Origin of the sequence: Pseudomonas azerbaijanoccidentalis, from assembly GCF_019145495.1 — a bacterium.
In the GTDB taxonomy this organism is placed as follows: domain Bacteria; phylum Pseudomonadota; class Gammaproteobacteria; order Pseudomonadales; family Pseudomonadaceae; genus Aquipseudomonas; species Aquipseudomonas azerbaijanoccidentalis.
In genome coordinates, this window is the sequence record NZ_JAHSTU010000005.1 from 1 (window position 1) to 9,571 (window position 9,571).

Annotated in this window: 10 protein-coding genes and 1 pseudogene; 7 read left to right on the forward strand and 4 right to left on the reverse strand. The window is 56.5% G+C overall.

The features are described from left to right. Positions 1–99 precede the first annotated feature (99 nt). Positions 100–546 (forward strand): GNAT family N-acetyltransferase, encoded by a 447-nt coding sequence (locus tag KVG88_RS17615; RefSeq protein WP_217872138.1) that lies wholly within the window; start codon positions 100–102, stop codon positions 544–546. A 323-nt stretch (positions 547–869) separates the two neighbouring features. On the opposite strand, the gene KVG88_RS17620 is transcribed toward KVG88_RS17615, so the two are convergent. Further along, a complete protein-coding gene (locus tag KVG88_RS17620; RefSeq protein WP_217872139.1) occupies positions 870–1,763 on the reverse strand; it encodes a LysR family transcriptional regulator in 894 nt (297 codons plus the stop codon). A 94-nt stretch (positions 1,764–1,857) separates the two neighbouring features. Here KVG88_RS17620 and KVG88_RS17625 point away from each other — a divergent pair, with 94 nt between their 5' ends. Together KVG88_RS17625 and KVG88_RS31100 are read left to right on the forward strand one after the other, a co-directional pair. Beyond that, the gene (locus KVG88_RS17625) at positions 1,858–3,024 is read left to right on the forward strand and encodes an MFS transporter (RefSeq protein WP_217872140.1); all 1,167 of its coding nucleotides are present in this window, start codon (positions 1,858–1,860) and stop codon (positions 3,022–3,024) included. A gap of 55 nt (positions 3,025–3,079) precedes the next feature. Next, a pseudogene (locus KVG88_RS31100) lies at positions 3,080–3,187 on the forward strand (magnesium chelatase subunit ChlI family protein); the annotation flags it as partial. 20 nt (positions 3,188–3,207) lie between these two features. On the opposite strand, the gene KVG88_RS17635 reads toward KVG88_RS31100, so the two are convergent. Continuing rightward, positions 3,208–4,422 carry an aldose 1-epimerase family protein gene (locus tag KVG88_RS17635; RefSeq protein ID WP_217872141.1) on the reverse strand — a complete coding sequence of 405 codons (1,215 nt, stop codon included), beginning with the start codon at positions 4,420–4,422 and terminating at the stop codon, positions 3,208–3,210. Positions 4,423–4,641: 219 nt separating this feature from the next. Between KVG88_RS17635 and KVG88_RS17640 the strand changes: the two genes are divergently transcribed. Next, positions 4,642–5,016, forward strand: a complete 375-nt coding sequence (locus tag KVG88_RS17640) for a cytochrome c (RefSeq protein ID WP_217872142.1) — start codon at positions 4,642–4,644, stop codon at positions 5,014–5,016. Between the two features lie 156 nt (positions 5,017–5,172). On the opposite strand, the gene KVG88_RS17645 is transcribed toward KVG88_RS17640, so the two are convergent. Further along, a complete protein-coding gene (locus KVG88_RS17645; protein WP_217872143.1) occupies positions 5,173–5,394 on the reverse strand; it encodes a hypothetical protein in 222 nt (73 codons plus the stop codon). Positions 5,395–5,778: 384 nt separating this feature from the next. On the opposite strand from KVG88_RS17645, the gene KVG88_RS17650 reads away from it, so the two are divergent. Next, entirely contained in the window at positions 5,779–7,095 is a 1,317-nt protein-coding gene (locus KVG88_RS17650; RefSeq protein ID WP_217872144.1) for an MFS transporter, read from the forward strand. A gap of 38 nt (positions 7,096–7,133) precedes the next feature. Here KVG88_RS17650 and KVG88_RS17655 read toward each other — a convergent pair whose 3' ends face one another. Then, positions 7,134–7,433, reverse strand: a complete 300-nt coding sequence (locus tag KVG88_RS17655) for a metal-sensing transcriptional repressor (RefSeq protein WP_032894820.1) — start codon at positions 7,431–7,433, stop codon at positions 7,134–7,136. 513 nt (positions 7,434–7,946) lie between these two features. On the opposite strand from KVG88_RS17655, the gene KVG88_RS17660 reads away from it, so the two are divergent. Beyond that, positions 7,947–8,684, forward strand: a complete 738-nt coding sequence (locus tag KVG88_RS17660) for a HupE/UreJ family protein (RefSeq protein WP_217872145.1) — start codon at positions 7,947–7,949, stop codon at positions 8,682–8,684. Between the two features lie 12 nt (positions 8,685–8,696). Next, positions 8,697–9,392 (forward strand): transmembrane anchor protein, encoded by a 696-nt coding sequence (locus tag KVG88_RS17665; protein WP_217872146.1) that lies wholly within the window; start codon positions 8,697–8,699, stop codon positions 9,390–9,392. Positions 9,393–9,571: the final 179 nt, after the last annotated feature.

Here is a 9,571-nt window from a genome sequence, read left to right on the forward strand (position 1 = left end):
TCCGCTATGGGTCGATAACCGCCACTTGCATATTTCATAGAGTGCACACGAAGATTCTCGACCAGCCAAAGCGGCTTAACACCGAATCAAGGACGATGCATGAAACAAGTCGAGATTCATCACATCACGCACCTGCCGCCACAGATTCTGGCTTTGGAAAAAGAGGCAGTTAAAGAGGGTTTTAGATTTCTCACTCGGCTGATTTCCGAATGGCACTCCGGAGCGAATCACTTCGATGCACCCGGAGAATGTCTCATAGCGGCGTATTTCAACCAGCAACTGATAGCCATCGGAGGCCTTTCAGTTGATCCATATGTCGAGACTAATACGGCAAGGCTGCGACGGGTTTACGTCGCAGCTTCTTCAAGGGGTCAACACGTGGGTGAAACGCTAATAAAAGCGCTGGTCGCACATGCCACTCTTCGCTTTAGGAGCGTGCGTCTTTTCACCGATACGCCCGAAGGAGACGCGTTTTACCTGCACTGCGGTTTCATGCGAACAGAGGATGCCCATGCCACTCACATCATGCTGCTAGGCGACACCTGAATCACTCTATCGACCAGCAGCACCCTGACTCGAACGTCTGCAATGGGTCGTTTTCAGTCGCTCGCGACAGACAGGAAACGCCCCATAGCTACCGGTCGTTTTGAAGGCGGCGGTGATCAAGAGCAGATTTCAAGCCAGGCTGAAACTGCCGGTCTCCCCAGTCGCCATGTACGACGTGCAGACGAGGCACCAATGCCATGGCATCCGATTGTTCCAGTCAGGCAGACCACCCCACTGATAGCGCGCCCAACGATGTGTTGATCACTACTTGCCTAATGCGAACAGCATCACGAGCTTCCGGCAGGACCAAGTGACGCCACTGCTTACATTTGGTGATGTTCCAACAAGAAGTCCACGAACAACCGCACCCGCACCGGCATTGCCGAGCCACCTACGAACACCGCATGAATCGGTTCCTGGTCGCCGGGGTTCCAGGCTTCCAGCAGCGGTATAAGGTCACCGCGTAGAAGATCCTCGCGCACGCTGAACTCGCCGATACGCGCAATGCCGGCACCTACTCGCGCGAGTTGTGCCAGCGCTTCACCACTGCTGCATTCGATGTTGCCGCTGACCTTCAAAGAAAACGCTTTTGCGTCGCGAATGAACGGCCAGTTGGTTTCGGCACGCCGGAAGTTAAAGCGCAGGCAGTTGTGCCGTAGCAGGTCTTCCGGTTCCTGGGGAATGCCGTTGCGCTGCAGATAATCGGGCGATGCCACCACTACCTGGCCGCTGTCGCCGATCCTGCGCGCGGTCAGCGGGCTGTCGGGAAGATGGCCAAAACGTACCGCGACGTCGGCCTGGCCGCCGAGAATGTCGACCACTTCGTCGCCGAGGGCGAGGTCGACGACGATGTTCGGGTAACGGGCGCTGAATGCTGCCACCAAGGGAACGATGGCCAGCCGCCCATGGCCAAGAGCGGCGCTGACGCGCAATCGGCCCTTCGGTACGCCCTGGTCGGCAATAGCTTCTTCAACCTCGTCCATGTCGGCCAAGATACGCCGGGCACCCCGCAGGAAAGCTTCACCCTCGGCGGTGAAGGTGATAGCTCGTGTGGTGCGCAACAGCAGGCGGGTGCCAAGACGTTGTTCGGCACGTGCGATGATCCGACTGACCGCGGAGGGTGTCAGCCCCAATGCACGCGCGGCGGCTGACAGGCTGCCTTCCTGCGCCACCGTGACGAATACGCTCATTTCACCTGACCTGCCATTGAAGTCCACTTGTGCCCCTTACGCAAAGGTGATTGCCGAAAATGCTATCTACCGCCTCTAAAAGTTGAATCGTAGCATTGGCGGCATAGATAAGGAGCCTTCCATGAGTATCAATCCACCTCTTGTAGCACTCGCCATTGGTGCCTTTGGCATCGGCGTTACCGAGTTCGCCCCCATGGGCATGTTGCCGGGCATTGCCGCGGATCTCGGCGTTTCCATCCCCGCCGCGGGTCTGTTGGTCAGTGCTTACGCGATGGGAGTATTGCTCGGCGCGCCGCTGATGACCCTGACCACTGGCAAGATTCCCCGGCGCTATCTGCTGATCGGTCTCATGGCGATTTTCACCTTGGGTAATCTGATGTCAGCCCTCGCCACCGATTACTACAGCCTCATGGTCGCCAGGGTGGTGACTTCACTGAACCACGGCGCGTTCTTTGGCGTTGGCTCCGTCGTCGCCGCCAGCGTTGTCGCCCCGGAGAAACGTGCCGGGGCGGTCGCGGCGATGTTCATGGGCCTGACCCTGGCAACCATCGGCGGTGTGCCGCTGGCCGCCTGGTTTGGCGAACTGTTCGGCTGGCGCACCGCATTCTGGGGTATCACCGGTCTCGGTGTGGTAGCTATGGCCTCGTTGTGGTTCGCCCTCCCCAACCTGCCGGCGCCGAAAAGCGTCGGTGTGCTGGCAGAAATTCGGGTGCTGGGCCGTGGCCCGGTACTGGGAGCGCTGGCCCTGACCGTAGTCGGGTCGGGGGCAATGTTTACCGTCTTCACCTACATCGCGCCAATCCTCAGCAGCGAGACACACGCTTCCACCGCTTACATCACCGCCATGCTGGTGCTGTTCGGTGTGGGGTTGACGCTGGGCAACATGTGGGGCGGCAAGGCCGCCGACCGATCGATAGATCGCACCCTGATCGTTTCGCTGAGCGTGCTGATTCTCGTCTTGCTGGCGTTCACCGTACTGATGCGTTGGCCGCTGCCGGCCGCCGTTGCCATCCTGATATGGGGTATCGCCAGCTTCGCCCTGGTTCCACCGCTGCAGATGCGCGTCATGGAGGCTGCCAAGGACGCTCCCAATCTGGCCTCAGCGGTAAACATCGGTGCCTTCAACTTCGGCAACGCGATTGGTGCGGCGCTGGGTGGAGCGGTGATCAATACCGGGCTGGGTTATCCGGCTATTTCCCTGGCCGGAGCGGCAATGGCGGGTCTGGGGCTGCTGATGGTGCTGGCCTTTGCTTGGCGCTCCAGAACAATTGCAGCTGCGGTGGTGTGAGGATGATGTAAGGGGGCTGTTAGTCACCATTGATGAGTGATGACTAGCGGCCAAATCGTTGCGAGCAGCCCATCGACTGCTGAAGGTCGCGCGCTCGCTGGCGGACCTTCAACAAGCCGACGGGATCAGACGCGAACATTTGGCCGAGGGGCGGCAATATCGACGGATAATATCCAGCCGGTATCACCCCTTGGTCAGATCAACCAACGGCGCCTGCCGCACCTCAGTCTCCCTCCCATCCTGAATCTCGCTGACCTGCTTCAAGGCCTTATCCACCGCCGCCTTGTCCGCCAACAAGCTGTAGCTGATGCGGAACTGCTTGTGTTCCTTGGGCCCAATTGTTGGTACCAGGTTCAGTGGACGTTGATAACGGCGGTTGTAGGAAAAACTTGTCCCCGGTTCCAGCCCCGTGACATAGCCCTGGCCTTGGGTATCGGTGTTTTTCCACAAGGAAAACACGGGCAGTGTCTGCGTATTGAAGCCGACCGAAACGCCCAGGCTGCCGGCCTTGTTATGCAACACGGTCAACGTATCGCCCTTGGCATCGGCATACGGCACCACGTTGTAAACCGTTTCGTCGTAGTCCCTGGTCGGTGCACGGTAGGTTTGCCAGTCGGACAGTTCGCCCTTGGCCTTGTCGTTGAACGGTGACACCTGTTTCACCGGCGCGGCGAAACGAGCGCCCTGCTCCAGGAACGGGGTACTGAAGTTGCTGTGATACAGCGCCTGGTATTCCTTCGGATAGTCGCCGTTGTTGGTCAGGGTGTCGTTGAGGACGAACACGACGCTGCCGGGTGCGGTGACCAGTTCGGTCGCAACCGAGAAGTCGACCTTCTTGAACGCCTGCTCTTTCAGTTCGCCGCGCAGGGTGATGGCGTACGGTGGTATTTCATCGACATGCAGGGTGACTTTGTTTGCAGGAATGTTGGCGGCTCGACCGTGCAGCGTCAGCAGTTCGCCGTTGTCGACGCCGGGGTGGCCGACCCATTCGTATCCGCAGCGAGTGACCAGCTCATTGAAACCTTCCAACCAACCCAGACCACCGCGGCCATTGAGTTCGATGAAGGATGGATTGACCACTTCTTTGACTGGCGAATCCCAGCCCATGCGCACATTGCCGACCGAGGCCTGCAAGACGTTCATTCCGCGAGTCGGCACTACCGAGAGTTTCATCGTGCCGTTATCGATGTCGACGATGCTGACGCCCTCCTGCCGACCACCGTGCAAGGTGCGCAGGGTAACGCTGAAGGGTTTGTCGGTTTTTATGCCGAGTTGCTGGCTGGTTATCTGCCAATTCTGCGCGGCTTTATCGTTATCGAGCAGAACGTAATCCCAGGCCATGGCGTGGGAGCCAGCGGACATTGCGCTAAGGGCAACAATGAGTTTGAGCGGAGTCATGGAAGCAGCCTTTCTTGGAGTTGTGCCATTTTTATAAACTTGATGAAACGGTTCAGCAAGCTAAAAAAAGCGGTCCAGCGCTGGCAATGTTGAGCTGATCGATCAAAAACGAGTCGAGCTTCAGAAATGGCTGTGAGGGCCGACGGGATGGCTGATATCTTTCCCGTGCTTCAAATCGCGTCCAATCGACGCTGATCTCATCAAGGAAGATAAAAAACAATGAAATTATTATTCATCGCTTCGCTAGGAATTTTATCGCTGACCCATCCGTTACTCTCCTTCGCGGATAACGCTAATGGAAAAAACCTCTATCAAGCGCGATGCAGCATGTGCCACGGAGTGGATCTCAAGGCAACAGGACCACTGGCCAATAAAAGTAATCCTCCAACACCTGATCTAACAACATCCGCTTTCAAAAAACGATTGAGTGATTATCCGGGCGTGATTGTATCTTCGATAATACTTCGCCCAAATGGAGACTTGATACCAAGAACCTTGCGTGAGAATGGTGTGAAGCTATCGCCACACTCGTGGAGCATCAAAGATCTGCGCGATTTGAATCAATACATAAGTGGTGTGATTTCAGTTAAATAATGACCTTTAAGGTGCTTGGTCCAATGCTGCCACCTTCGATTAGTCTGACGCCAGCGCTTGACTCTGACCCTGGGGGCAACGCGTACCCTGCCTTGTCTCCTTCATAAGCAGACTTTCACCAAATCATCTTTTTGATCGGCATCACGCAAATTCGCCCTACTTCGGCCCGGCCATGCACTCTGCTGTGCTAGAGAACAACGTCCCGGCTTGCTGAGCGAGCTTGAGCCACTCAGCGCTGGTGATCAGGCCTTCGCGCTCCATGTCATCAGCAGACCTCAACAATCTGTAGTACCTGGCCTCCGCGTCGATGCGGTTTTCGGACAGAGTAAAGAGCTGTCGCCAAGCGGTAATGGCCAGCTTTCTTTGCACCTCTTTCATCAGGCCACCCACAATTTATATGGGGGGGTAGATATCCCCGGCGCCCATACGTTCCATTTAACACACGCATAAACGCTGACAACTTAAGCAGCGATCAAAATGGCGGATTGTTTCATCAGGGCTTGTATCCGTGAGATATCTCACGTTTCGCAGCCTATGGCTCATCGCCTTCATTGGGCAAGCGACTTTCTCACTCTCTGCATGACTTTCGATGAAAGGCCGAGCGCCTATTTCTTGAGCTGTCCCTGCCTCTGGTTTAGGATGGTGGCGTATCCCCCTAGGGGGGATGTAAAAAACACCTGTAAACGAGAAACTCGTCGCTCTCTTTCTTCGAGAACTGCTCGACAACCTGATGGGCGCACGCCTCTCCATGTGAGATTTCTCATGCTGAAAATCCTGGCCAACCGAACCTACCGCCAGCTCTTTCTAGCCCAGGTTATTGCGCTCATAGGAACAGGTCTTGCCACTGTCGCGCTGGGCCTACTGGCATTCGATCTTGCAGGTGCCCAAGCGGGTGCCGTCCTTGGTACAGCGTTGGCGATTAAGATGACGGCCTACATCGGCGTTGCGCCTATTGCAGCGGCTTTTGCAGAGCGTCTCCCCCGTCGGGCAATGCTGGTTTCGCTGGATTTAGTGCGAGCCTTGGTTGCGCTGGCTCTGCCGTTCGTGACCGAGGTCTGGCAAATCTACGTACTGATTTTCGTCCTTCAGTCAGCCTCAGCAGCGTTCACTCCGACATTCCAGGCGACCATTCCAGACATACTTCCGGATGAAGAAGACTACACCCGTGCCTTGTCGCTATCGCGTCTGGCCTACGATCTCGAAAGCGTCGCCAGCCCTATGCTCGCCGCAGCACTGCTGACAGTGATCAGCTTCCACAACCTGTTCGCCGGCACTGTCATTGGGTTCCTTGCCTCAGCGGCCTTGGTCGGCAAAGTGCTGCTGCCTCAACCGAAGCAAACACCACGACGCAGCATCTATGAGCGAACCACCCGTGGCATGCGCATATTCCTGGCGACGCCGCGCCTGCGAGGGCTGCTGGCTCTAAACCTGACAGTAGCTGCTGCCAGTGCCATGGTTATCGTCAATACGGTAGTGCTGGTGCAGTCGCGCTTCGCTCTGCCGCAGAGTTCTACGGCATTGGCGCTGGCCGCGTTTGGCGGCGGCTCCATGATCGCTGCTATGGTCTTACCTCGGCTTTTGAAAGACATCAAAGACCGAACGGCCATGCTGCTTGGCGGAGGGATTTTGGTAGTAGGCTTGGCCGTTGGCATCAACCTGACCACCTACAGTTTCCTGTTGCCGTTGTGGATGTTGCTCGGTGTGGGCTATTCCCTGGCGCAAACCCCGAGCGGTCGGCTGTTGCGTCGCTCGGCGCATGCCGAAGATCGCCCGGCATTGTTCGCCGCCCAATTTGCGTTGTCCCATGCCTGCTGGTTGATTACCTACCCACTTGCGGGGTGGCTGGGTGCCAACATCAGCCTTACGGCGTCGTTTGTTGGGCTAGCTATTGTGGCCGGTGGCGCACTGGTGGTCAGTATTGTGATCTGGCGTCCGGCGCATGACCAAGAGTCGATCAAACACACCCATGAGAATTTGCCGGACGATCACACTCACTTCGACGGCCAAGAGGGTTCCGATCATGAACACCCTTATGTGATCGACGACCAGCATCGTCGATGGCCAGATAGACGACCGTAGTCCCTAAGATTTGCCAAGACTGGTTGGTCATGTCAGACCTAGAGGTACTTGGTGATTTGCTTGAAAGCTTCCAGTGGTGCGCGCTCGCCATTGCCTAGCGCCGAAACGGTGTCCTCCAGGCAGTGATCAATGTGATCCTGGATGAGCGTACGTTTGGCCTGGCACACTGCTTTTTCAACCGCATGCAGCTGCTGGGCGATGTCCACGCACTCACGACCCTCTTCGATCATGGTGATGATGCCGCGTAAATGCCCATCCGCCCGTTTGAGACGTTTGATGATCGCCTCATGACTTTGGTGGGTGTGGGGATGGCTGTGTTCGTGTTCGTGCTCACTCATGACTTGAGCCTCAGGCCTCAATGAATTACGCTGGCATCCTATCCCCCCTAGGGGGATGTGGTCAAACGCGTAAAAGCCCTATAAACCGAGTTGAAACCCTAACGCCATGTTCAGCAGAACACTGACAACGACGGTGGTAATCGCACTTGCTCTCGCCATGTTGGTGGCTTGGGCCGGGCATACCTATTCGTTATCAGTGACGTCGAAACAGCCAACCTGGGAGATCACTCAAGATGCCCATCACTCCCATGGCGAAGAGGCTTCATCCAGCTACTCAAGTCTTTCAGATCACTATCACTCGCCATTGACCCCTGACCACCAGCACGAGACACCGCAACTCTCAGCCGCATTGATGCTGGCGACATCCCCAATGCTATCCATCCGGGTCGATGCGCTTCGAGACTCTGTTCCCCTGCCGCCGATATTCTTGATCGAGCGTCCACCCCGTCCTTCGTTTGCATCCTGACCATGGCCGCACTGCGGCCTTCGATCTCTGCAACGTAGGATTGATCTATGCATTCGTACTCGATGAGCGGTGTCGGCGCGTTTACTGCGACTTCGCACCGCCCCGCTTTGCTGTTGTTTTTACTTGTCGCTGCACTTTTCCTCGGAATGCCCGAGGCGATGGCTCACGCCGTCGCGGAAGGTGACAAGGGCTTCATCCAGGAAAGCACCGGCGTCATGTTGCTGCCCTTCATCTACATGGGCGCCAAGCACATGATGACGGGCTACGACCATCTGCTGTTTTTGTTCGGGGTGATCTTCTTCCTCTATCGCCTGAAGGATGTTGGACTTTACGTCACGCTATTCGCCGTGGGCCACTCGGTCACGCTGCTGCTGGGCGTGCTGAATGAGATCAGCATCAGCGCCTACATCATCGACGCCATCATCGGTTTCTCGGTGGTTTACAAGTCGCTCGACAACCTGGGCGCGTTCCAGCGCTGGTTCGGTTTCCAACCCAACACCAAAGTGGCCACGCTGATATTTGGCTTGCTGCACGGGTTTGGTCTGGCGACGAAGATCCAGGAATACGAGATCTCACCTGATGGCCTGATTCCGAACCTGATCGCCTTCAACGTTGGTGTTGAGATCGGCCAGCTGCTGGCCCTCAGCGCGATTCTCATTCTGATGGGGTATTGGCGGCGCACCGGCAGTTTCTGGCGCCACGCCTATACCGCCAACGTCGCCATGATGAGTGCTGGTTTCCTCCTGATGGGCTACCAGATAACCGGCCTGTTTGTCTCCGCGTAAGGAATTCTGACCATGTTCAATACCCCGCTTCCAACTGTTAATGAATTGCCAAGCACTCGCAAACTGGTGCGCTCCACTGTTATTGCCCTGCTGACTGCGGTCGGATTGCTGGTGACAGTGGTCATGCCTTCGGAATATGCCGTTGACCCTACGGGTCTGGGCCGCGCGCTGGGACTGACCCAAATGGGCGAACTGAAGATCATCCTTGCTCAGGAAGCTTTGGCGGATGCCGCGCCACCTCAACCAGTTGCCCCGGCTCCAGCTCCAGCTCCAGCTCCAGCTCCAGCTCCAGCTCCAGCTCCAGCTCCAGCTCCAGCTCCGCAGGTTGCGCAACTCCAGCCTATTGCGAAAGCGGTTGTTCAGCCGGCGCCCACACCCACTCCAGCTCTGAAGACGAATCAAATGAGCGTCACGCTAAAGCCAGGTGAAGGGACGGAAATAAAGCTCGAAGTCTTGAAGGGCAAGTCTGTCAGCTATGAATGGACTGCGGTGGGTGGGCCTGTGAACTTCGACACCCATGGTGAGCCCTACAACGGTGAAAAGGGTTACTTCCACAGCTACAACAAGGGCAAGCAAGTCAAAGGGGATAAAGGTGAATTCACCGCCATTTTTGACGGCACCCATGGTTGGTTCTGGCGTAATCGCAGCAACAACGATGTGACCATCGCACTGAAAACGACCGGCGATTACTTGAACGTCAAACAGTAATCCGAAGCAGCGAGGGCTGGTCTACTGCCGAAAATTCGGCGATCAGCATGACGACGGACCATTTATCTCACCCATTTCTTGAAGAGTCTTTCCTATGAAAACCCCAACCACGATGATTCGCTCGATGCTCCTGATCTGCTTCCTGGGCCTGATGACGGCCTGCGGCGGTAGTGAGAAAG

Excerpts from the sequence above, each read along its gene's own strand:
- KVG88_RS17635 (WP_217872141.1), bottom strand. The coding sequence starts at position 4,422 with ATGACTCCGCTCAAACTCATTGTTGCCCTTAGCGCAATGTCCGCTGGC.
- KVG88_RS17655 (WP_032894820.1), bottom strand. The coding sequence starts at position 7,433 with ATGAGTGAGCACGAACACGAACACAGCCATCCCCACACCCACCAAAGT.
- KVG88_RS17625 (WP_217872140.1), top strand. The coding sequence starts at position 1,858 with ATGAGTATCAATCCACCTCTTGTAGCACTCGCCATTGGTGCCTTTGGC.
- KVG88_RS17645 (WP_217872143.1), bottom strand. The coding sequence starts at position 5,394 with ATGAAAGAGGTGCAAAGAAAGCTGGCCATTACCGCTTGGCGACAGCTC.
- KVG88_RS17640 (WP_217872142.1), top strand. The coding sequence starts at position 4,642 with ATGAAATTATTATTCATCGCTTCGCTAGGAATTTTATCGCTGACCCAT.
- KVG88_RS17660 (WP_217872145.1), top strand. The coding sequence starts at position 7,947 with ATGCATTCGTACTCGATGAGCGGTGTCGGCGCGTTTACTGCGACTTCG.
- KVG88_RS17665 (WP_217872146.1), top strand. The coding sequence starts at position 8,697 with ATGTTCAATACCCCGCTTCCAACTGTTAATGAATTGCCAAGCACTCGC.
- KVG88_RS17650 (WP_217872144.1), top strand. The coding sequence starts at position 5,779 with ATGCTGAAAATCCTGGCCAACCGAACCTACCGCCAGCTCTTTCTAGCC.
- KVG88_RS17615 (WP_217872138.1), top strand. The coding sequence starts at position 100 with ATGAAACAAGTCGAGATTCATCACATCACGCACCTGCCGCCACAGATT.